This is a genomic window from Ruminococcus sp. OA3 (assembly GCF_022440845.1).
Classification (GTDB): Bacteria; Bacillota; Clostridia; order Lachnospirales; family Lachnospiraceae; genus Ruminococcus_G.
Window position 1 is genome coordinate 2,308,805 of sequence record NZ_JAKNTO010000001.1, and the last position, 23,836, is coordinate 2,332,640.

A 23,836-nucleotide genomic window follows, 5' to 3' on the forward strand; every position below is an offset into this window, starting at 1 on the left:
TCCTTTTTGTTTATGGTCATTCGGCTGATGCGGTGGCGTCAGCCGGTTCTGCGCTGCCGCCCTCATCCGGGTCGGTTGATATACCGGCGACTGCCTCATCGATATTGCCAAGGATAGCTTCTGCGACTGCATCGTCCATCTTCAGCTTCCAGTTGGTCCCGTCGTTGACGAGAACAAGAGTTATGGAAGTGGTTGACGAAGACGTATTGTGCGTGATGCTGTCCAGCAGTATCTGGTTGGCTTTGGAAAGCCTGACGGAAAAGCCGTCGGCCAGAGCCTGCGCTGTATTTGTGTAAGCTGCCACACTCTCCTGATAATCATGTATGATGCTGTGGCTGTCACAGCTCGTAATATCCATGGTGACGTTTGCCGTAATGCCGTCATTTTCGGAAGCTGTGATCTCGTAGTCGAGATATTGCAGAATCTGAGCAGCGAGTGCTTTGGCAATCGTACGTTTGTATTCATCATCTGCAGAAAACAGCTCGTCCAGCGACAAAAACTGATTCATCTGCTCTGTGTCAAAATTCTTGATCGTGTCAAAGTGCAGAGCCACAATCTCTTCAGGTGTGAAGAGCTCCGGGTCAGCCGCATAGGTGACAAAACCGCCAACCAGGGCATTTTCCAAATCAGAGTCCCGCTCCAGTTTCCACGTTTCTCCTGTACGGGTGAGCGTGACAGGATAATCACTGGTTACAGTCTCGTAATCGTTGACAGTCAGAAGATCATGCAGCGTCAGATAATAATCCTCCAGAGAATATTCGACCCGGCTTGGGTTGGCTAGATTCTGCAGCTGTTTGACGATGGACCGGGAGGTGTAATCCTTTGCGAGCTTTCTGGCATCGATCGTTTTCAGCTTCAGGGTCGCCGATGCTTTCTGCGAGTCCTCATCAATCTGGATGTTTTTAATATCATAATCAAAGTTTTTGAAAAACAGTGAAAAGACATCAATGACCTCCGCCGGAAGCTTCTCTGCAGACATATCTTCAAAAAGACTGGAGTTGGAAAGGTGTTCTGCGATGCCTGCCTGGTCGTCAGTCTTCAGCAGGTCGAGTTCACTCCTGATACAGTCTGTGACCGCTTTCTGTTCCTCAGAGACACATCCGGTCAGGAGCCAGGCGGATAAAACAGCTGCCGCGCACAGAGTGAGATAACGTAGGGGGTGGAAGGTCCTGCTCATGACGGACCACCTACACCGCCACCGGAAGCAGTTTTATCGCCACCTTGTCCGGGTCCTTTCAGCTTCTGGAAGCAATATTCCAGGATATCTTTACGAGTGATGATGCCGATGAATTTACCTTCATCATCCACTACAGGTACGAAGTTCTGCCGCATGGCAGTCATCACGAGGTCTTCAATATTACAGTTGATATTGACAGGATTATTATGCCATCGCCTCGATACCTGACGAATAGGCAGATCCTCCGCCTCATGCAGTGTCAGTGAGTATTTATCTTTGATAACACGAAGGAGGTCACCTTCCGTAATCGTCCCAATGTACGCACCGCTCCGGTTCAGAATGGGGATTGCGGTATATTTATGGTGTTCCATTTTTTCAAGCGTCTGTCTGAGTGAAAAATCATCATAAATATATTCCACTTCACTTTTGGGTGTTAGAAAAAATAAAATATTCATTATGTATACTCCTTATAGTAACGTTGTCTCTATTATATACTATTTGCATGAAAAAGTGTGGAAAAGCGTGCCAAAAATTTATTAATTTTTTCTTACGTAACAACCATAACCAGCCAATGGTGTGGTATAATGTACGCGACCCCAATGAGCCGTGCAAAATACAACGAAGCACAGGGGGCTGTGCTTGCACATCCCCCTGCGGTGAGGCAGTATTTTATAGGGCGAAGCCCGCGAACGAGCGCCAGCGAGTTTAGCACGGCGGGATACCGTATAGAAACAAACAAACTTCCCCTGCGAGCGAAGCGCCCGCAGGGTCCCCAACCGCCCGGAACTACCATCCCGCGAGCGAAGCGTCTGCGGGAACCCCATACCAGCACAATTAAACTCTCCCTGCGAGCGAAGCGCCCGCAGGGATACCGTCACAACCAAACGGAGGGAACACATATGAATTATAAATCACAAAGTTATGAAAACACTGCCAAAACCATCATAAAAAAATTCGAGAAACGCGGCATGACAGCCTTCTACTGTCCGGATAAAACATCAGCAAAAGAACAGGTGCTCAGTCTTCTGGATGAAAACAGCAGCGTAACCTGGGGCGGTTCCGTGACGCTGGAGGAGACAGGCATTATCGATGCCGTTAAAAACGGTCCATATAAAGCTATCGACAGAAAATCTGCCGGGACTCCCGAGGAGGCCCGCAGACTGTACGGAGAGATTGTCTGTTCCGACTCATTTTTGATGAGCACAAACGCGTTCACACTGGATGGCGAACTGATCAATATTGACGGAAACGGAAACAGGGTGGCGTGTCTCATCACCGGCCCGCGCCAGGTGATCGTCGTGACAGGCATGAATAAACTTGTAAAAAACGTACAGGAGGGTATCGACCGTGTCAGGACACTGGCTACACCCCCCAATGCGATTCGTGTGGGCGCCGGCACACCGTGTTCAATAACAGGGGTCTGTGCAGACTGTACAGGCAGCGAATGTATTTGCTGTCAGGAAGTTATCACGCGTGTTTCCAGAGAGAGAGGACGCATAAAAATTATATTAGTGGGAGAAGAGCTGGGATTTTAAACCGGCGCAGGAGGGACAATGAATAAGATTATTGATTTGATCACAAATGAAATGGTTTCCGCTTTTAAAAATGCGGGATACGATGAGACATATGCGAGGGTGACGATCTCCAATCGTCCGGACCTCTGTGAATACCAGTGTAACGGAGCCATGGCAGCAGCCAAAGCTTATAAAAAAGCTCCCCTGGTGATCGCGGAGGGTGTTGTTGCAGAGCTTCAGGACAGCGGCGTATTTGAGATGGCGGAAGCTGTAAAGCCGGGATTCATCAACCTGAAAGTGAAGCGGGAATTTCTTGCCGGCTACCTTCGCCAAATGCAGGCCGACAGTCATCTGTCTGTGGAGAAGGTCAGAGAGCCCAGGACGATCGTTCTGGATTACGGCGGACCAAATGTTGCGAAACCGCTGCATGTAGGGCATCTGCGTTCCGCTATCATAGGCGAGAGCATTAAGCGTATGGGACGATTTGTGGGGCATAACATGATAGGGGATGTACATCTGGGTGACTGGGGACTCCAGATGGGGCTGATCATCACTGAACTGAAAGAGAGAAAACCGGATCTCGTGTATTTTCAGGGGGATTATACAGGGGAATATCCTGACGAGGCTCCTTTTACGATCGGGGAACTGGAAGAAATTTATCCGGCCGCCAGTGCAAGATCCAAGGAGGATGCAGAGTATAAAGAACGCGCGATGGAGGCGACACATCTTCTGCAGCAGGGGAATCCTGGTTACCGTGCGCTCTGGAATCATATCATGCAGGTTTCTGTCAATGACCTGAAAAAGAACTATGAGAAGTTAAATGTTACATTTGATCTCTGGAAAAAAGAGTCGGATGCACAGCCGTATATTCCGGAAATGGTTGATTATATGAAACGTGAAGGATATGCGCACCTGGATGACGGTGCACTCGTCGTGGATGTAAAAGAGGAAAGTGACACGAAAGAAATACCTCCGTGTATGATCCTGAAATCAGACGGGGCATCTCTGTATAATACGACGGATCTGGCTACGATTGTTGAGCGCATGAAGCTGTTTGATCCTGATGAGATTATTTATATTGTGGATAAACGCCAGGAACTGTATTTTACACAGGTATTCCGATGCGCAAGGAAAACCAGGCTGGTGAAGGAAGACACGGGACTGTTTTTCCTGGGTTTTGGAACGATGAACGGAAAAGACGGAAAGCCATTTAAGACGAGAGAAGGCGGTGTCATGCGTCTTGAAACACTGCTTCGGGAGATCACAGATGAAATGTACCGGAAGATTTCCGAAAACCGGAATGTGAAAGAAGAGGATGCAGGAAAAACTGCTGAAATCGTAGGGCTTTCAGCTGTGAAATATGGAGATCTTTCCAATCAGGCATCGAAAGATTATATTTTTGATGTTGAGCGTTTTACTTCTTTTGAAGGGGATACAGGACCGTATATCTTATATACAACGGTTCGGATCAAGTCAATACTGACACGTTTCCAGGAAGAAGGCGGCTCATTGGATCAGGGCGGGATACTCGAGGCAAACAGCGGCAGTGAAAAAGAACTGATGCTGCAGCTTGCACGGTTCAATGGTGTTGTGGAGAATGCATTCGATGAGAAAGCACCTCATAAACTGTGTGCATATATCTACGAACTGGCAAATGATTTTAACCGTTTTTATCACGAGACAAAAATTCTGACTGAGGAAAATGCTGCGCAGAAAGCATCCTGGATCCAGCTGCTGAAGCTGACACGGGATGTGCTGGAAGCCAGCATTGACATGCTTGGATTTGAGGCTCCTGAGCGGATGTAAAAAAGTAAATAAATGGTTTGTTTCTGAGCCTGGAGATCTTCCGGGCTCATTTTTTTGAATAAAGTGCAAATTGAAAAATTGCACTTGCAGTAAGTGAGCTGATGTGATATCCTGAAATCAGATTCCTGTGCCATACGGCATATCCGGGCAGTTCGCCCATATTTTTCAAAATATTAAATCAATATTATAAAGCGGGGTGATCCGTATCATTAAAAAAGGTACTGTGCTCCGGGGAAAATACTGTCTGCTGGAGGAGATTGGCTGCGGAAGCGGCGGTCATGTTTATCTTGCAATGGACATTCTGCTGAAAAAACGCTGGGCAATCAAGGTATTTACCGATATCGGCCTGCACAGGCAGGAGATTCAAATTCTCAGGGAACTTGAGCATCCCATGATTCCGCGTATTGTGGAGTATATAGAGGAAAAAGGAAACGTCTGTCTGGTTATGGATTATCTGGAAGGTGCAGATTTGGCTGCGCTGATGCGGAATGGCCGTACATTTTCAAAAGATGAGGTGCTGCGTTTTGCCATCGAGGTCTGTGAAGTCCTGGAATACCTTCACAGCCGGCAGCCCCCTGTTATTTACCGGGATCTGAAACCGCATAACCTTCTGCTCCAAAAAAATGGAATGCTGAAGCTGGTTGACTTTGGAAGCTCCTGTTTTTTGGAAACAGTAAGAGTAAGAGATGCAGTACAGGCAGGGACAAAGGGATACGCTGCCCCGGAACAGTTTGGAGGAAAGAGTGATGCCCGTACAGATCTGTATGCGTTAGGAGTGACATTTGATCTTCTGTACCGTGGGAAGAATTTCGGATTTCGCGCAGTTTTGCGAAAATGCAGGAAAGAGAAACCCGGCAGACGTTATGGGAGTGCGGTTGCAGTCAGAAAGCGGCTGGAGCGGCTGCGGGCAGCCGGTACTTCCGGTTCTTCGATACGCAGACTCACGGCGGCAGCGGCGGTTGTGCTGGTAACTCTCGCCCTGCTGCAGAATGTGATCCATATCGGCAGTGAGGCACTGTACCATGAGAAATTGCAAAAAGGTGAGTATGTGACAGCGGCAGAACTGTATCCTGAGCGGGAGGAAGTATACGAAAAAATATTAAGAGAAGGAATAAACAGCGGGAGAACACTGCATGCATTGGAGCAGGTGTCTGCACTGCGCTCACTTTATCAGGAAGAGACTGCACCACACCAGCACACACTGTTCGAGATGGGTATGATCTGGTTTCTGGGGAATCCAATGGATGCTGAATTTGCTGCAGACTATGAGAAAGCTTTTGAATATTTGTCGCAGCTGCCATCGGGCCGGTATCCGGAGGCGGACAGCGGAATAGAACTCCTGAGAGTACTGCAGGAGTCCCGGGAAAACGTGGACTGGGAACAGGCGGCAAAAGCTCTTGAGACCATGGAACGACAGACAGCTGATCTTGCTGATGCACAGAAGATCATTCAGCTGGAACTGCTTGCTTCTGTCTGGGTGACAAACCGCAGTTATCTGCAGAAAACCGGTGCAGATTCATTTGGCAAGGCGGAGGCGCTTCTGGAGGAGGCAATGAAACTTTCTGTCGGAGTATACGAGAGGGAAGTGTATGTGAGAATCCAGGCTGCATTGACACAGGTATATTATCTGGACGGGATGCTGAACAGTGATGTGACACTCCTGAAAAAGTGGACAGAACTGTACCAGATCCTGCCGGAACATTTGTTGCCGGAAAAGCTGCGGCGGGAGAACTGGCAGCGTGCGGCTTATGTGTATGAAGAACTGAAGGCTTACGACGTTGCAGCCGGTTATTATCGACAGCTGATCGAGCATTATCCTGAAAATACGGGATATTACTGTGAATATGCACTGATGGAGCTGCTGAAACGGCAGAATGTTCAGAAAGCTCTGCAGCTGTATCGTGCGGCCGGTGGGCTGCCTGGGGCAGAGAAACATAAAAATTATCAGATATTAAAAGAGAGACTGGAGGGAATTGAATGAGAAGAAGAGAATTATGGTTCGTGGTGACAGCGATGTGCTGCCTTCAGATAACGGCAGCTCCGCTGAATGCATATGCCGAAACGGGAGTTCCAGATCAGAGCCATTTGGAGCAGAGCGAATCTTGCAGAATTGCGGAAGAAACGGAGCCGACAGCCGATAAAACGCTACCGCCGGAACAGGTACCAGGTGATCCGGTACAGCCGGAGCAGGAACAGCCGGAAGAGGAACACGTACCGGATGAGGGTGAGGACTCAGATCCGGAACAGGTACCGGATGAACAGGAAGAAGCAGATCCGGAACAGGTACCGGATGAACAGGAAGAAGCAGATCCGGAACAGGTACCGGATGTGCAGGAGGGGCAAGATCCGGAGCCGGTACCTGACGGGCAGGAACTGCCGGGGAAGGCTGGTAAAGAAGTACCGGACAGTACGACACCGCCGGAAAAGGAACAGACGATAGATGAGCACATTCAGCAGAAAGAGATAACGGCTGTGGCTGAATACACAGGGCAGGAAGAAGAACGGCAGCCTGAAAGGATAAGATATCCGGAGATGGATGGACATCAGCATGAGGAAACATCTGAAGAAATTAATCCTGTAGAAATCATTCCGAAAACGCCGAAGATCCGGTTCCTGAATCTGGGTCCGGCTACGGCAAGCCGGGGAGCACTGTCACCGGAGATCATGTTCACAGAGATGGCGCTGACACAGGGGAAAGTACAGGTGCTGCTGACGGATGAATACGGCAGGCAGATACCTGCTGCAGCGGAACTGGCACAGAAGGGCAGCAGTCTGATTTGCAGAATGCATGAAGTCAGTAAGGATGGAAGATACACTCTGCTAGTGAGAGGTGAAAATGAATACGGTACGGTGACTGAGAAAAAATGTACATTTACGGTAAATAAAAAAGGAACTACATTTGTTGTCTGCAGTGATGGAAATGAGATAAAAACTGCCGGATTCATACCGTCAGTAAGGATGCAGAATCCCGACCATATCCGCATTGTGTCCTGTATGCTGAATGGAAGAGAAGTGGACTATGCCTGGGATGGTGAATTACTCAGGATAGACCGCGGAGAGGTTATGCCGGGAAAGAATACGGTTACGCTGGAGACGAAGGATGGGGCAGGAAATGTCAGTTCCATGGAACCATGGGAGTTTTATGCCCAGGCAGACGATACAGGTGAGAAGGAGGCAAAAATGCTGAAGAAAACCGCGAATGGAAGGGGAAACTGGCTCAAAGAAATGTCTGAACTGCTGCTGCACATGTTGAAATTTATATCATCGGTAAGGCTGTTATAACATGGCCATTTCCAAAATACTTAAAAGTAATATTGTAAAAGATAAGTAATGACGGTATAATTATATTAAAATTTGTTGAAAATCCGGAATAAAAAGTAGTTGACATGTTCAGGGATATAAAATAAAGGAGGGAATTATGAGACGATTTCTGGCAACTGTCCTGGTTTTGTGGATGGCATTTTTTACCGTTTTGGAACAGGTATACGGTGCGCAAGATGATACTCAGACAGTGTGGGAGCAGGGTGAGAATGATGAACGGTCACAGGAAGAACCAGTGCTTCCGGAGACTGAGGATAATAAGGAGCCGCTGTCGGCGGAGACGGCAGCGGAGCCGGAAGAGGTTCCCGAATATGAAGAGGCCGAACCTGCAGAGGATTCAGGGATATCCGGTGAGACGCAGGATATAATGTCTGCAAAGGCGAAAGCAGGCTGGCAAAAAGATACTGACGGAAAGATCAGATATCAGAATGCAGATGGCAGTTACCCTGAGGGATGGAAAGAAATCGGTGAAAACTGGTATTATTTTGGTGCGGATGGATGGCTTGAAACAGGCTGGATTACACTCACGAGCGGTACCTATTACCTGACGGAGACGGGGGAGCCGGGCGTGAGAGGTGCGATGCTGACCGGGTGGCAGGACATAGCCGGCGATATATACTATTTTGAGGAGTCAGGACCGGCTGAGGGCAAGATGCATACAGGCTGGATGAATATGTCCTACAGGAGATATTATTTTGAGGAGTCAGGATCTGATATCGGAAAGATGCTGACCGGCTGGCAAACAATTGGAAAAAATACATATTACCTTCAGATGGGTGGAAATCTCGGAGAGCGAGGCAGACTGTATACGGGCTGGCGGACGATGAACAACAGAGTCTATTACTTCCAGATGGGAAATGGCGATGGAAACATAGGAAAGCTGAATACGGGCTGGAGACTGATGAACGGCAGACGGTACTATTTCCAGATAGGCGGAGGGAACGGAGAGCGTGGAAAGCTGTATACAGGCTGGAAAACACTCAGAGAAAACACCTATTATTTCCAAATGGGAGGGGAAGCCGGTCAAAAAGGTCAGCTGTATACGGGCTGGCGGACAATGAATGGCAATGTCTATTACTTTCAGATGGGAAATGGTGATGGAAACATAGGAAAGCTGAATACTGGCTGGAAGCTGCTGAACGGCAAAAGATATTATTTCCAGGCAGGCGGAGGGAGCGGAGAACGCGGAAAGCTGTATACGGGCTGGCGGACGATCGGAGAAAACACCTATTATTTTCAAATAGGGGGGATAGCCGGTCAAAAAGGCCAGATGTACACGGGCTGGCGAACGATGAACGACAAAGTTTATTATTTCCAGAAAGGAAATGGCAATGGAAATATCGGAAAGCTGAATACCGGCTGGATGCTTATGAATGGTAAATGGTATTATTTCCAGGCAGGCGGAGGGGCCGGAGAGCGTGGAAAGCTGTATACGGGCTGGCGGACGATCGGAGGCAAACGGTATTTTCTGAAGCGTACAGGAGCTTATGGAGTCAAAGGTGAAATGCTGACAGGGTGGCATGAGATTGATGGAACATATTGTTATTTTAATTCGAGCGGAGCATATATTCCAGACATGAAGCGGTTCAAAGTGGCGATCGATGCCGGTCACCAGAGAAGAGGGAATTCTGAGACGGAGCCCATCGGACCGGGAGCTGCTGAGAGAAAAGCGAAAGTTTCATCGGGAACATATGGTAACTGGTCGGGACTGAATGAATATGAGCTGAATCTGACTGTGGCAAAGAAACTGCAGACAGAATTAGAAAAACGCGGTTATGATGTTTATATGGTGAGGACAACCCATGATGTCAATATCAGTAATTCAGAGCGGGCGAAAATGGCGGCAAATGCGGGAGCTGATATTCTTGTAAGAGTCCATGCAAATGGTGATGAAAACAGCAGTGTATACGGTGCTCTGACGATGGCACCTTCCGGTTCAAACCGCTATCTGACCGGCAGCAATATCAAGGCTTCTCAGAATCTTTCCCAAAAAGTCATTGACAGCTTCTGTGAAGAGACCGGTGCGAAGAACAGAGGTGTTCTGTATGTTGATAATATGAGTGGCATCAACTGGAGTACGATTCCGGTCACTATCGTTGAGATGGGATTCATGAGCAACCGGTCTGAGGATCTGAATATGGCCAAGAGCTCTTATCAGGATAAGATGGTTAAGGGAATGGCAAACGGTATTGACCGTTATTTTTCGTAGGAGTAAAGGAAGGTTAGTGTATGTCACAGATAATATTGTTTGACCTGGATGGAACTTTGACAGACTCGGCAGAGGGGATCACGAAGTGCGTACAGTATGCACTCCGGCACTTTGGAATCGATGAACCCGACCTGGAAAAACTGAAACATTTTGTAGGTCCCCCGCTTCAGGAACAGTTCATGAAGGCGTATCATATGCCGGAGAGGCAGGCAGAAATCGCGGTGGCAGTTTACCGGGAGAGGTATGCCAAGATCGGAATGTATGAAAACAAACCGTATGAAGGGATCGAGGAAGTCCTGAAGATGCTCCGGGAGGAGAAAAAAATATTGGGTGTGGCATCCTCAAAACCAGAAATCTATGTAAACAAGATATTGGAGCATTTTCACATCGACACGTATTTTGATGTGGTGGCAGGTGCCAATATGGATGGTACCAGAACGGAAAAGGATGAGGTGATCGAGGAGGCACTGCTGAGGCTGGGCATGACCGACAAACGGGAGGACGTGCTGATGGTAGGCGACCGTTTTTACGATGTCGAAGGTGCGCTCAAATGCGGCGTGCAGTGCATCGGTGCCGGATACGGATATGGAAGCCCACATGAGCTGGAACTTGCAGGGGCAGTATACGTGGCGGATACAGTGGAAGATCTGAAGATTCTGTCAGAACGGTACAGGAATGCAGGGAAAGAGGAAACATTACCTGATACACAGGGGGAGACACATCAATATACTGCGGTACCGCGCAATGACAGTCTGCTGAAAAAGATATGGCAGGTCGTCTATCCCATGGGGCTTTATTATCTGATTACCTTTGTAGTCGCACAGGCGGGAGCTGTTATTCTTTACAGCTGGTATACCATGAAAAATGCAGCCTCCACAGTCGAGGAGATGCAGGCGCTTCTCATGCAGCACACTGTGCTGCTGAATGGAATTGCTGCACTTCTGGCGATTTTTCCGATGATGCTGTTGTATCAGAAAGACAAGAGGTTCAGGATTCGGGGAATCATAGGGAAAAAAGAAAATAATCACAGGCAGGTTCACAGCGGTACGTATGCGATGACGGTTCTGTTTGCGGTCACTGCAAGCCAGGTTTTAAACGATCTGATCAATTACAGCGGGCTTGCGGACCTGTTTCCGGCGTATCCCCAACTGCAGTCAGCTATCTTTGATGGACAGAGCATCATAGTACTTTGTATAACAGTCGGGTTTCTGGCACCTGTTGTGGAAGAGATACTGTTCCGTGGACTTGTGTTCAAACGACTGCAGGATTATACTGGGAATGGATGGGCAGTACTGATATCCGGACTGTTGTTTGGCATCTACCATGAAAATATGATACAGTTTGTCTATGCAGGACTGCTGGGCTTTGCATTTGCGATGCTGATGGTCAGAACAAATTCCTTAAAAGTAGTCATAACCGCACACGCGGCGGCAAATCTTTGGTCCCTGCTCGGAAAAAGTCTGGTGAATGCGCTGGCGGCGACTAATGTGATGGCATACAGTATTTTACTGGGGATATTCGTAATCCTTGCACTGTTCTCCGGTGTCTGTCTGTTGGGAGGGAAAAAAATCAGCAATAACAAAAAGAGGGCGTGACGGCAAAGAATATAAAGCTCAAACCTTATGGAAAATCTGGGGTTTGAGCTTTAATTGTATCTGAATAAATCAAAATACAATGTTATCGGCATGAAAAATCAGAAAAAAGGAAAGAAGATAAAGAGTTGATGAATAGACTGAAAATTTATAGAAAGTTTTTATTTACAGGAGAAAAAAAATGTAGTATAGTACTTACAGTGAAAACCTAATACATCATTAGTAATAACTCCATAGAACAAATACGAAAAGGAGAGATGGCTATGCAACGGATGATGGAAAATCAGTCCGGCCATGGTTTGTATGATGCCAGATTCGAGCATGACAACTGTGGAATCGGAGCGGTGGTGAACATTCACGGTGTGAAAACGCATAAAACCGTGGAGAATGCATTAAAAATTGTTGAAAATCTGGAACACAGAGCGGGCAAAGATGCCGAAGGAAAAACAGGAGACGGAGTAGGAATTCTGCTGCAGATATCGCACAGATTCTTCTCAAAAGCCTGTCATTCCATCGGCATCTTTTTACGTTCAGAAAGAGATTACGGAATCGGAATGTTTTTCTTCCCGCAGGATGAACTGAAACGCAACCAGGCGAAAAAGATGTTTGAGATCATCGTGGAAAAAGAGGGGATGAAGTTTCTCGGCTGGAGAATGGTACCGACAGTGCCGAAAGTTTTAGGGCATAAAGCGCTGGAATGCATGCCGTGCATTATGCAGGGATTTGTTGAACGCCCGGAATACGTGGAGAAAGGCCTGGAGTTCGACCGCAAATTATATATCGTACGGAGAATTTTTGAACAGAGCAATGATAATACGTACGTGTCATCCCTGTCGAGCCGCACGATTGCCTACAAGGGTATGTTTCTGGTCGGACAGCTGAGGACGTTCTTCGAGGATCTGCAGAATCCTGATTATGAATCAGCGATCGCCATGGTACATTCCCGTTTCAGTACCAATACAAATCCAAGCTGGGAGAGGGCGCACCCCTACCGTGTCATCGTACATAACGGAGAAATCAATACCATCCGCGGTAACGCAGATAAGATGCTTGCCCGTGAGGAGACAATGGATAACGGGGCACTGCAGCATGAACTGCACAAGGTGCTTCCGGTGATCAATTCGGAAGGCTCTGATTCCGCGATGCTGGACAATACACTGGAATTTCTGGTGATGAGCGGTATGCCGCTTCCGCTGGCAGTGATGATCCTGATTCCGGAGCCATGGCAGAATAACCGGACGATGACACAGGATAAAAAGGATTTTTATCATTACTATGCGACGATGATGGAGCCGTGGGACGGTCCGGCATCGATACTGTTTACAGACGGTGATATCATGGGGGCAGTACTTGACCGCAACGGATTGCGTCCGTCCAGGTATTATATCACAGATGACGGATATATGATCCTGTCATCCGAGGTTGGTGTCCTGGATATCCCGGCATCCCAGGTTGTGCAAAAGGAGCGTCTGCACCCCGGTAAAATGCTGATGGTTGATACGGTAAACGGGAAGGTGGTATCCGATGATGAGTTGAAAGAATACTATGCTTCCAGGCAGCCTTATGGAGAATGGCTGGACAGTAACCTGATCACTTTAAAGGAGTTGAAAATTCCTAATAAACGGGTGGAGAGCTACAAGGAGGAGGAACGGGCACGGCTTCTGAAGGCCTTCGGGTACACGTATGAAGAGTACCGGACATCAATTTTAAATATGGCTAAAAATGGGAGTGAAGGTATCGGCGCCATGGGCATTGATTCCCCGATTCCGGTTCTGGATCAGGGCCATCAGCCACTGTTCAACTATTTTAAACAGATGTTTGCCCAGGTGACGAATCCGCCGATCGATGCGATAAGGGAAGAAATCGTGACCTCAACGACGGTATACGTCGGCGAGGACGGTAATCTGCTGGAAGAAAAACCGGATAACTGCAAAGTGCTTCAGGTGAATAATCCGATCCTGACGAATACGGATCTGATGAAGATTAAGAACATGAACGCCGGGAATTTTAAGGTTCAGATCGTACCGATCCTGTATTACAAAAACACCGATCTGAAAAAAGCGCTGGACCGCCTGTTTGTAGAGGTTGACCGTGCTCACCGGGATGGCGCCAACATCCTGATACTGTCTGACCGCGGAGTGGATGAAAACCATGCTGCCATCCCTTCGCTGCTTGCGGTGTCTGCGGTACATCAGCATCTGGTAAAAACAAAGAAAAGAACTTCGCTGGCAATGATACTGGAATCCGCAGAGCCGCGTGAAGTACATCATTTTGCCACGCTGCTCGGATACGGTGCATGTGCGGTCAACCCGTATCTGGCACAGGATACGATCGGACAGCTCATTGACAGCGGTATGCTCGACAAAGACTATTATGCAGCTGTCAGTGATTACAACGATGCGGTTCTCCATGGGATCGTAAAGATTGCGTCCAAGATGGGAATCTCGACCATTCAGTCATATCAGGGAGCACAGATCTTTGAGGCAATTGGTATTGATAAGAGCGTGATCGATGAATACTTTACGAATACTGTCAGCCGGATTGGCGGGATCACGCTGGAGGACATTGCGCGAGAGAACGATGAATTGCATTCGGCTGCATTCGATCCACTGGGTCTGGAAACAGATCTGACACTGAACAGTGTCGGACGCCATAAGATGAGAAGCGGGGGAGAAAAACATCTGTACAATCCGCAGACAATCCATCTGCTTCAGGAGTCAACGAAACGCGGTGATTATGGAATGTTTAAAGAGTATACATCACTTGTAAATTCGGAGCACCGGGAAGGGACGCTGAGAGATCTGCTGACATTTAATTTTCCAAAACAGGGAGTTCCGATCGCGGAAGTCGAAAGCGTGGATTCGATCGTGACACGGTTTAAGACGGGTGCGATGTCTTATGGCTCTATTTCCAAGGAGGCACATGAGACATTGGCGATCGCCATGAATACGCTGCATGGAAAATCCAACAGCGGAGAGGGCGGAGAGGACTATGACCGTCTGACTGTCGGTAAGGACGGACTGAACAAATGCTCAGCGATCAAACAGGTGGCATCCGGACGATTCGGTGTTACTTCCAGATACCTGGTAAGTGCACAGGAGATACAGATAAAGATGGCACAGGGCGCAAAGCCGGGAGAAGGCGGACATCTGCCGGGCGGAAAAGTATATCCCTGGATTGCAAAAACAAGGCATTCAACACCGGGCGTCAGTCTGATCTCTCCGCCGCCCCATCATGATATCTATTCCATCGAGGACCTTGCACAGTTGATCTATGACTGTAAAAATGCGAATAAGAATGCAAGGATTTCGGTGAAGTTGGTGTCAGAAGCGGGAGTGGGAACCGTAGCGGCAGGTGTTGCAAAAGCCGGTGCACAGGTCATACTGATCTCTGGGTATGACGGAGGAACCGGTGCGGCTCCGCGAAGTTCCATTCACAATGCAGGTCTTCCATGGGAACTGGGACTGTCTGAAACACATCAGACCCTGATCATGAACGGTCTGCGCAATAAAGTGCGCATAGAAACGGACGGCAAACTGATGAGCGGCCGTGACGTGGCGATTGCAGCCATGCTGGGTGCCGAAGAATTTGGTTTTGCGACGGCGCCGCTTGTGACTATGGGATGTGTCATGATGCGTGTCTGTAATCTGGATACCTGTCCGGTGGGTGTGGCGACGCAGAACCCGGAACTCAGGAAACGGTTCAGGGGAAAACCGGAATATGTCATTAATTTTATGCGCTTCATTGCAGAGGAACTGAGAGAATACATGGCAGAATTCGGGGTCAGAACAGTAGATGAACTCATCGGAAGAAGTGATTTCCTTCGAATGAAACAGGAGTATGACGGAATCAAGGCATCCAAAGTGGATCTGTCGCGTGTATTAAATAATCCGTATGCGAAGGCGGGGGATAAAGTGACGTTTGATCCGAAGCAGATATATGATTTTGAACTGGAGAAAACGGCTGATGAGAGAATCCTTCTGAAAAAACTTGGATCGGCGATCGAGAGCGGACAGCCGAGGAGTATCGAGGTGGATGTTACCAATACAAACCGCACATTCGGGACGATCCTCGGCTCAGAGATCACCAGGAAGTTCGGAGAAAATCTGAAAGATGATACGTATATCGTAAAATGCAGCGGTGCCGGAGGACAGAGCTTCGGAGCGTTTATTCCAAAGGGACTGACGCTGGAGCTTGTCGGGGACAGCAATGATTATTTTGGAAAGGGACTTTCCGGAGGAAAACTGATCGTCTATCCGCCGACGGGAGTAAAGTTTAAGCAGGACGAAAATATCATCATCGGAAACGTTGCACTTTACGGGGCAACCAGCGGAAAGGCATTTATAAACGGCGTAGCAGGAGAACGTTTCTGTGTCCGCAATTCAGGAGCTGTTGCGGTGGTGGAAGGCGTCGGTGATCACGGATGCGAATACATGACGGGCGGCCGCGTGGTTGTCCTGGGACAGATCGGAAAGAACTTTGCAGCCGGAATGAGCGGGGGCGTGGCATATGTCCTCGATGATAATAATGATCTGTATACAAAGATCAACAAGTCCATGGTATCCATCGAACGTATCAGTTCCAAATATGATGTTCAGGAACTCAAAGAAATGATTCAGGAGCATGTGGCAAGTACGAACTCCGTCAAAGGAAAACTGATTCTGGAGAACTTCAAAGATTATCTTCCGAAGTTTAAGAAAATCATCCCACACGATTATCAGAAGATGCTGAATGCGGTGGTACAGATGGAAGAAAAAGGTTTGAGCTCAAACCAGGCGCAGATTGAAGCATTTTATGCGACTACGAGAGGATAGGAGGGAGAATAATGGGAAAAGCAACAGGATTTTTAGAATATGAGAGAGAAGTCAGTGTCTCTGAAAAGCCAAAATCCAGGATCAGGCATTTCCGGGAATTTAAAGTCCATCTTCCTCTGAAAGAACAGCAGCTGCAGGGGGCGAGATGCATGGCCTGCGGTGTGCCGTTCTGTCAGTCCGGCATGATGCTAGGCGGGATGGCGTCGGGCTGTCCCCTGCACAATCTGATCCCGGAATGGAATGACCTGATATATCTCGGAAACTGGGAAGAGGCGTACAGACGCCTGAAAAAGACGAGCAACTTTCCGGAGTTTACATCACGGGTATGTCCGGCACTCTGCGAGGCGGCGTGCACTTGCAATCTGAACGGGGAACCAGTATCCACTAAAGAAAATGAATTTGCCGTTATCGAGCATGCCTATGAGATGGGATATGCAAAGGCAGAACCGCCCCGCACCCGGACAGGGAAAAAAGTAGCAGTGATCGGCAGCGGTCCTTCAGGTCTCGCGGCAGCTGACCAGCTGAATAAGCGGGGACACTCGGTGACCGTGTTTGAGAGGAGTGACCGTATCGGCGGACTTCTCCGCTACGGAATCCCGAATATGAAGCTGGAAAAACACGTGATTGACCGGAAGATTAAAATCATGGAAGAGGAAGGCATCACATTTGTGACGAATACGGATGTTGGGAAAAACTATAAGGCGGAGAAGCTGATGAGGGAATTTGACCGCACCGTGCTTTGCTGCGGTGCGTCAAATCCGCGCGATATCAGCGTTCCGGGCAGAGATGCCAAAGGAATCTATTTCGCAGTGGACTTTCTGACATCCGTGACGAAGAGTCTTCTTGACTCCGATTTTCAGGATAAACGATTTATTGATGTAAAAGGGAAAAAAGTAGTGGTTATCGGAGGTGGTGACACCGGGAATGACTGTACCGGTACGTCGATCCGACTTGGAGCATCCAGTGTCGTGCAGATCGAAATGATGCCCAAGGCTCCCGACCAGAGAGCGGAGAATAATCCATGGCCCGAGTGGCCGAGAGTCTGCAAGACAGACTACGGTCAGGAGGAAGCTATCGCGGTATTTGGCAGGGATCCCCGGGTCTATCAGACGACGGTGACCGAGTTTATTAAGAATAAAAAGGGAGAACTCTGTCAGGCAAAGATTGTGAAACTGGAAAGTCAAAAGGATGAGAAAACGGGACGTATGGTGATGGTACCGGTTGATGGAACAGAACAGACGATTGATGCAGACATCGTGCTGATTGCCGCGGGGTTTCTGGGATCACAGAAATATGTGACAGACGCATTTAAAGTAGCTGTAAACGGACGGACCAATGTTGCGACTGAAGAGAAGGGGTATGCGACAAATATTCCAAATGTGTTTACGGCAGGTGATATGCACAGAGGCCAGTCTCTGGTAGTCTGGGCAATCCGCGAGGGAAGGGAAGCTGCCAGAGCAGTGGATGAGAGTCTGATGGGCTATACAAATCTTCCCATTCAGTAAAACTAAAAAAACAGCGCCGCAGGTCCGGATTGGGCCTGTCCGGCGTTGTTTTTGTTTTCTGGAAATGTTATAATAAATCCGTGAATATTTAACTTTGAGGGAGGGATATTATGACACCGAAGATCGATCTGCACTGCCATCTGGATGGGTCTCTTCCGCTTATAACGGTACAAAAGCTGGCGAACCGCAGCGGGTTAAAAATACCTAAGAGAAAGAATGACATAAAAGAGGTGCTGCGGGCACCTGCTGAATGTCAGGACCTGGCAGAGTATCTGACGTATTTTGATCTGCCGGTCGCCTGCCTGCAGACACAGGAGAACCTGAGAGAAGCCGCCAATGATACAATCTGTGAGGCTGTGAAGGAAAATGTTATCTATATGGAAATTCGTTTTGCACCGCTTCTGCATACCCGGCAGGGTCTGAGCAGCAGACAGGTGGTCGATGCGGTCATATCGGGTATGAATGATGCAAGGCGTGAGACCGGGATTGAAGCTGGGGTCATCGTATGCGCGATGAGACACCATAACGTGGAAGACAACATACAGATGTTGCACGATCTTCTGGAGTTCCATGGGAAAGGTCTTGTCGGGTTCGATATAGCGGGTGATGAGAAACAGTATCCGACCGGCGCACACAGCCGCTTTTATTATGAAGCGGGAAGGCATGGCATACCATTTACGATCCATGCCGGTGAGTGCGGGAGTGTCATGAATGTACTGGATGCGCTGGCCATGGGAGCGATGCGCATAGGGCACGGGCTCGCAGTTGCAAAAGACGCCAGGGCTATGCAGGAATGTGTAAATAAAAAGGTTTGCCTGGAGCTTTGCCCGACCAGCAATCTTCAGACAAAAGCGGCGGGGAGTATCGAACAGTATCCATTTCGCAGGCTGCTGAATGCAGGCATTGCATTGACAGTAAATACGGATAACCGTACGGTGAGTGACACGACGCTGACGAAAGAAATGCTGCTTATGCGGGAACATTGTGGGTTATCCGCCATAGAAGAAAAGCAGCTGTTATTGAACAGCGCTGCCTATGCATTTGCCTCAGACACAGTCAAAGAGAAGCTGCGGCAGAGAATTGAAGCATTCGACTGGCGATAACACATGAGGAGGGAAATCAAATGTTTTGTGAAAAATGTGGAAGCAGGCTGGAGCCTGGAGATATATACTGTCCGGGATGCGGAAGAAAACTGACGGACGATAACACGCAGCAGTATCAGCCGCCGCGCAAAAAGCCGGAGACTGACGGGAAAGAAAAAGCGCTCTATATATTGTTGGGAGTTGTCGCAGTACTGCTGGTCATCGGTATTATCTGGGGTGTCGCGACGCTGGTCAGTCTCAACAGAGAAGAAGAGCGATACGCAGAGACTAAAAAAACAGAGCAGAGCCAGACGCCTGAGCAAGATGATGAAGATGATACAGTGGAGCCTGCCGAAGTGCCGGATGTCACTGTAACACCTGATCCGACAGAGCAGCCAGCTGTACAGGAACCAGTCGTAACCCCGGCGCCTGTACCGACAGCGACTCCGGCTCCAACTCCCGTACCTGCACAGGAACCAGGTTATTCAACAGGCGGAGACTATGTGATTCCGGACAGCAGCAGCCGGCAGCTTGGCAGTTCTGATCTGTCGGGGCTGAGTGAGTGGGAACTGAGAGTTGCCCGAAATGAAATCTATGCAAGACACGGAAGAATGTTCAACGATTCCGAACTGGATTCTTATTTCCGGGGGAAAAGCTGGTATGTACCGAGTATACCGGCGGAGAATTTTGATGACAATACATATTTGAGCAAGACGGAGTTGAAAAATGCGAAGCTGATTTCAGATTATGAGGCTTCCGAAGGCTACAATTAATGTCTGAGGCGGAGGGTGAGCCATGTATTGTGGAAGATGCGGTGCATACAACGATGACAGCCATGCATTCTGTGAAAACTGTGGCAACAGGCTTGCGGGAGCACCGGTTCAGCAGACCCCTGTTCCCTCTGAGCGCGATGCCGGCAGAAACAGGCTGCTTATACTTATTATCACAGGGATCATTTTGCTGATTATGGTTCTGGGTGGGATTTTCTGGGTTCATATTTCTGATGAGAAAGAATATCAGGAGGAGATCACTCTGGGGGATCAGTATCTGGATGAGAAGAATTACGAAAAGGCGGAAAGCAGTTACCGAAAGGCGATCACGATCAGTCCCGGGCATCCAAGGCCATACATCCGGCTTGCTGCAGTCTATATAGAGACTGAAGAATACAATCTGGCGGTGGAAGTGCTGAATCAGGGGATTGAGGCGGTAAAAGAAGAAAATGTACAGATTCTTCAGGAACAGCTGACCGTAATAGAAGAAGCGTATATCAGACAGGATTCCGGGGAAAATGCGGGCAGGGAGCAGACTGAAAATGGAGAAGATGCCGCCGCAGATGCTGTGGCAACAGCGCAGCAGGTTCTGAGTCTTCCTTACCTGGCAGACCGCACGTATGAAATGTGGTATGAAAAAACAGAACAGGGTATCGAATGTTCTTATATTACAGATGCTGGAATCCTGAGTGCAGATCTGTTTGACTACGACAGGGACGGACAGGATGAAATCCTTGCTATTATAATAGGAACAAATTCTTCACAGTATTCTAACCAGGGCTACTGGTTGAATATGCTTGAACAGGAGACAGACGGAAGCTGGACGAAAGCGGCAGAGTATCTGATCGATATGGAATATCACTCTCTGGACAGCATCTGTTTTCCCATTCGCATCGACTTTTTTTCAAAAGAATATGAAAAGGATACAGTGATATTCTATGAGAGCGGCGGGAGGGCGACGTATTTTGCAGATGGTTCATTCTGGAGTATGGGCAGGGTGCAGTACCATGATCAGACTTTTCAGCGGGTTGGAGAGGATATGAAAATAGCCGGGTCTGACGACGTGGCTGATGCATGTCTGAGACTGGACAAAAACTACAGCGGTCCCGAAGAAGGCCGGCAGTATGTGTTGAATTTTATCGCAGAGGTGGAAGAAGCCGGTCTTGACATAGACGGCATCGGATACCAATATCCGGCGATGGATCAGGATATCAGTCTGAGAAAGATACTGAGAACGGATAAGACGTCAAACATTACGGGCGAGCAGGCAGAGGCACTGTACGCGGCAGAAACGGGCGAACAACTCAGCGGCGCCACGGTGAAGTTTACAGATTATAGGAAAAGGCAGGAAGAAGACAGTGAGCAGGAGTATTCCATGCAGGTAAAAACACTTGACGGCAGCCAGGATATCTGGTATCCGGTATTCTCACCTTCCTCTCCGTCGGCAGATGCGTGGAATACGTATTTTCAGGACAGCGCGTCGGAATTGAAGTCATATCTGAAAGACATGCAGGAAGAGGGAATTGAAAATGCCAGCGTGTCCCGTGATGTGGAAGTTACATTTCAGAATGGAGCATATGTTTCCATGCATTTTACGGACTGGTACTATTCGGGAGGAGCACACGGCATGTATAATGAGTACGGTATGACGATCGATCTCGCCAGTGATCATGTATATACGCTGGAAGAACTTTTGAACACGGACCATGCTTCGGCAGTCAATATGGTAAACAATGCGTTCAATGAGGATATGAAAGTTCACCCCGAACTTTATTTTGAAGGGACACAGTGCCAGGTATCGGACGAGTTCAGTGAGGTCGGGTATTACCGGACAGAGGAGGGGGTTGTACTGCGCGCTCAGCTCTATTGGCTGGGACCTTTTGCTGCCGGAAGTCAGGAAGTTGTGCTTACGCCTGCCGAAAATCCCTGAAAAATTGTAAAATAACGGGATTTTTAAGCAATTAGTGCTTGAAAAAACCGGTTTATCCATGCTATAATGCAAAGGTCGCAAAAAACACGCATGTGGGTATCTTGAAGGTGCCCGAAGCCCTCGGGTCTCAAGGAAACGTCGAAGCATGCGGAAGAAAAACCGAAAAAAGGAGATAATATCATGGGCGTAATTTCAATGAAACAACTTTTAGAAGCAGGTGTTCACTTTGGACATCAGACAAGAAGATGGAACCCGAAAATGGCGGAGTACATCTACACAGAAAGAAACGGTATCTATATCATTGACCTTCAGAAATCAGTCGGAATGGTTGACGATGCATATAAAGCAGTTTCTGATATCGTTGCTGACGGCGGAACAATTCTGTTCGTTGGAACGAAAAAACAGGCTCAGGATGCGATCAAAGCGGAATCAGAGCGCTGTGGAATGTTCTATGTAAATGAGAGATGGCTGGGTGGTATGCTGACTAACTTCAAAACGATCCAGAGCAGAATCAGAAGACTGAAAGAAATCGAAGGAATGCAGGAAGACGGGACATTTGATGTTCTTCCTAAGAAAGAAGTAATCGAACTGAAAAAAGAACTGTCCAAACTTCAGAAAAACCTGGGCGGTATTAAAGAAATGAAAAAAGTTCCGGATGCGATCTTCATCGTAGACCCGAAAAAAGAGAGAATCTGCGTTCAGGAAGCACATACACTGGGTATTCCGCTGATTGGTATCTGTGATACAAACTGTGATCCGGAAGAACTGGACTACGTAATTCCGGGCAATGATGATGCAATCCGTGCAGTAAAACTGATTGTTGCAAAAATGGCAGATGCTGTTATCGAAGCCAAACAGGGTGAAGCCAGCGAAGAGGAATTCGCAGAAGAAACTGAAGCAGCAGCAGAGTAATCAATACGATAAGTCAATCAGGAGGGAAATCATAATGGCTATTACAGCAGCAATGGTTAAAGAATTAAGAGAGATCAGCGGCGCTGGTATGATGGACTGTAAGAAAGCTCTTACAGAAACAGAAGGCGATATGGATAAAGCAATGGAGTTCTTGAGAGAAAAAGGACTTGCTACTGCCCAGAAAAAAGCAGGAAGAATTGCGGCAGAAGGTATCGTTATGTTAAAAGTTTCTGATGACAGCAAGAAAGCAGTTGCTGTAGAAGTTAATGCAGAGACGGACTTCGTTGCAAAGAATGAAAAATTCCAGGCATACGTAGCTCAGGTTGCTGATCAGGCGATGGATACAACGGCAGCAGATATCGAAGCATTTCTGGCAGAGCCATGGAAATTCGAGACAACACAGACTGTTTCAGAAGCGCTTGCTCATCAGATCGCAACAATCGGCGAAAACATGAACATCCGCCGTTTTGCACAGGTTACCGAGGAAAATGGTATGGTTTCTGCTTACACACATATGGGCGGAAAAATCGGTGTTCTGGTTGATGTTGTGACAGATGTCGTAAATGATGCAGTGAAAGAGATGGCAAAAAACATTGCCATGCAGGTTGCGGCTCTGAAACCGCAGTACACTAACAGTTCTGAGATCAGTGAGGAGTATATTGCTCACGAGAAAGAGATTCTGCTCGCTCAGATCATGAACGATCCGAAAGAATCCCAGAAACCGGAAAAAGTTATCCAGGGAATGGTAAACGGACGTATCAACAAAGAAATGAAAGAAATCTGCCTGCTTGATCAGGTATATGTAAAAGCTGAGGACGGAAAACAGTCTGTAGGCAAGTATGTTGAGGAAGTTGCAAAGGCCAATGGTGCCAACATCACCATCAAAGGTTTTGTACGTTTCGAGACAGGCGAAGGAATCGAGAAAAAAGAAGAAGATTTCGCAGCTGAAGTTGCTAAGCAGATGGGAAGCAACTAGGTTTCCGCAATCTCCCCGAAAGGGTCCGTAAAATCCTGTATTTACACAAGGTGAATATGGTCTTAAATAGTTTAAATGAACCAAAACATTTGTTACACTATAAAAGTGTGTAACGGAAATTTAGAGATTTACGCATTAACAGATACAAAAAGAGGGTGTTCCAAAACTATGAATGATAGATTCATAGTTTTGGGACACCCTCTTTTATGTGTGTGCCGAGCATGGCAC

The 23,836-nt window shown here is 47.9% G+C and carries 15 protein-coding genes; 13 read left to right on the forward strand and 2 right to left on the reverse strand.

Annotation, left to right across the window (positions count from 1 at the left end; all coding sequences use genetic code 11):
• Positions 1-16 precede the first annotated feature (16 nt).
• Both MCG98_RS10460 and MCG98_RS10465 read right to left on the reverse strand, forming a co-directional pair.
• On the reverse strand, positions 17-1,177 hold the full coding sequence (locus MCG98_RS10460) for a hypothetical protein (protein ID WP_240301928.1): 1,161 nt from the start codon (positions 1,175-1,177) through the stop codon (positions 17-19).
• Complete coding sequence (locus MCG98_RS10465) at positions 1,174-1,632, reverse strand: CBS domain-containing protein (protein ID WP_240301929.1); 459 nt, start codon at positions 1,630-1,632, stop codon at positions 1,174-1,176. The genes MCG98_RS10460 and MCG98_RS10465 overlap by 4 nt, the downstream gene beginning before the upstream one ends.
• A gap of 444 nt (positions 1,633-2,076) precedes the next feature.
• Here MCG98_RS10465 and MCG98_RS10470 point away from each other — a divergent pair, with 444 nt between their 5' ends.
• The 13 genes from MCG98_RS10470 to tsf all read left to right on the forward strand — a co-directional run bounded on the left by MCG98_RS10470 (position 2,077) and on the right by tsf (position 23,608).
• Positions 2,077-2,712, forward strand: coding sequence for a lactate utilization protein (locus tag MCG98_RS10470; RefSeq protein WP_240301930.1), 636 nt, complete (start codon positions 2,077-2,079; stop codon positions 2,710-2,712).
• Between the two features lie 18 nt (positions 2,713-2,730).
• Complete coding sequence (argS, locus tag MCG98_RS10475) at positions 2,731-4,497, forward strand: arginine--tRNA ligase (RefSeq protein WP_240301931.1); 1,767 nt, start codon at positions 2,731-2,733, stop codon at positions 4,495-4,497.
• Between the two features lie 196 nt (positions 4,498-4,693).
• Positions 4,694-6,478, forward strand: coding sequence for a serine/threonine-protein kinase (locus MCG98_RS10480; RefSeq protein WP_240301932.1), 1,785 nt, complete (start codon positions 4,694-4,696; stop codon positions 6,476-6,478).
• A complete protein-coding gene (locus MCG98_RS10485) occupies positions 6,475-7,779 on the forward strand; it encodes a hypothetical protein (RefSeq protein ID WP_240301933.1) in 1,305 nt (434 codons plus the stop codon). The genes MCG98_RS10480 and MCG98_RS10485 overlap by 4 nt, the downstream gene beginning before the upstream one ends.
• Before the next feature lie 136 nt (positions 7,780-7,915).
• A complete protein-coding gene (locus MCG98_RS10490) occupies positions 7,916-10,027 on the forward strand; it encodes an N-acetylmuramoyl-L-alanine amidase (RefSeq protein WP_240301934.1) in 2,112 nt (703 codons plus the stop codon).
• A 20-nt stretch (positions 10,028-10,047) separates the two neighbouring features.
• A complete protein-coding gene (locus tag MCG98_RS18950; protein ID WP_345891644.1) occupies positions 10,048-11,622 on the forward strand; it encodes an HAD hydrolase-like protein in 1,575 nt (524 codons plus the stop codon).
• Between the two features lie 260 nt (positions 11,623-11,882).
• On the forward strand, positions 11,883-16,433 hold the full coding sequence (gltB, locus tag MCG98_RS10505) for a glutamate synthase large subunit (protein ID WP_240301935.1): 4,551 nt from the start codon (positions 11,883-11,885) through the stop codon (positions 16,431-16,433).
• An 11-nt stretch (positions 16,434-16,444) separates the two neighbouring features.
• Positions 16,445-17,938, forward strand: a complete 1,494-nt coding sequence (locus MCG98_RS10510) for a glutamate synthase subunit beta (protein ID WP_240301936.1) — start codon at positions 16,445-16,447, stop codon at positions 17,936-17,938.
• 110 nt (positions 17,939-18,048) lie between these two features.
• Positions 18,049-19,041, forward strand: coding sequence for an adenosine deaminase (gene add / locus MCG98_RS10515; protein WP_240301937.1), 993 nt, complete (start codon positions 18,049-18,051; stop codon positions 19,039-19,041).
• 20 nt (positions 19,042-19,061) lie between these two features.
• The gene (locus MCG98_RS10520; protein ID WP_240301938.1) at positions 19,062-19,793 is read left to right on the forward strand and encodes a YARHG domain-containing protein; all 732 of its coding nucleotides are present in this window, start codon (positions 19,062-19,064) and stop codon (positions 19,791-19,793) included.
• Positions 19,794-19,815: 22 nt separating this feature from the next.
• Positions 19,816-21,720, forward strand: coding sequence for a tetratricopeptide repeat protein (locus MCG98_RS10525; RefSeq protein ID WP_240301939.1), 1,905 nt, complete (start codon positions 19,816-19,818; stop codon positions 21,718-21,720).
• Positions 21,721-21,900: 180 nt separating this feature from the next.
• A complete protein-coding gene (gene rpsB / locus MCG98_RS10530) occupies positions 21,901-22,632 on the forward strand; it encodes a 30S ribosomal protein S2 (RefSeq protein ID WP_240301940.1) in 732 nt (243 codons plus the stop codon).
• A 31-nt stretch (positions 22,633-22,663) separates the two neighbouring features.
• Entirely contained in the window at positions 22,664-23,608 is a 945-nt protein-coding gene (gene tsf / locus MCG98_RS10535; RefSeq protein WP_345891719.1) for a translation elongation factor Ts, read from the forward strand.
• Positions 23,609-23,836: the final 228 nt, after the last annotated feature.

Excerpts from the sequence above, each read along its gene's own strand:
- MCG98_RS10460 (WP_240301928.1), bottom strand. The coding sequence starts at position 1,177 with ATGAGCAGGACCTTCCACCCCCTACGTTATCTCACTCTGTGCGCGGCA.
- MCG98_RS10465 (WP_240301929.1), bottom strand. The coding sequence starts at position 1,632 with ATGAATATTTTATTTTTTCTAACACCCAAAAGTGAAGTGGAATATATT.
- MCG98_RS10470 (WP_240301930.1), top strand. The coding sequence starts at position 2,077 with ATGAATTATAAATCACAAAGTTATGAAAACACTGCCAAAACCATCATA.
- argS (WP_240301931.1), top strand. The coding sequence starts at position 2,731 with ATGAATAAGATTATTGATTTGATCACAAATGAAATGGTTTCCGCTTTT.
- MCG98_RS10485 (WP_240301933.1), top strand. The coding sequence starts at position 6,475 with ATGAGAAGAAGAGAATTATGGTTCGTGGTGACAGCGATGTGCTGCCTT.
- MCG98_RS10490 (WP_240301934.1), top strand. The coding sequence starts at position 7,916 with ATGAGACGATTTCTGGCAACTGTCCTGGTTTTGTGGATGGCATTTTTT.
- MCG98_RS18950 (WP_345891644.1), top strand. The coding sequence starts at position 10,048 with ATGTCACAGATAATATTGTTTGACCTGGATGGAACTTTGACAGACTCG.
- gltB (WP_240301935.1), top strand. The coding sequence starts at position 11,883 with ATGCAACGGATGATGGAAAATCAGTCCGGCCATGGTTTGTATGATGCC.
- MCG98_RS10510 (WP_240301936.1), top strand. The coding sequence starts at position 16,445 with ATGGGAAAAGCAACAGGATTTTTAGAATATGAGAGAGAAGTCAGTGTC.
- add (WP_240301937.1), top strand. The coding sequence starts at position 18,049 with ATGACACCGAAGATCGATCTGCACTGCCATCTGGATGGGTCTCTTCCG.
- MCG98_RS10520 (WP_240301938.1), top strand. The coding sequence starts at position 19,062 with ATGTTTTGTGAAAAATGTGGAAGCAGGCTGGAGCCTGGAGATATATAC.
- MCG98_RS10525 (WP_240301939.1), top strand. The coding sequence starts at position 19,816 with ATGTATTGTGGAAGATGCGGTGCATACAACGATGACAGCCATGCATTC.
- rpsB (WP_240301940.1), top strand. The coding sequence starts at position 21,901 with ATGGGCGTAATTTCAATGAAACAACTTTTAGAAGCAGGTGTTCACTTT.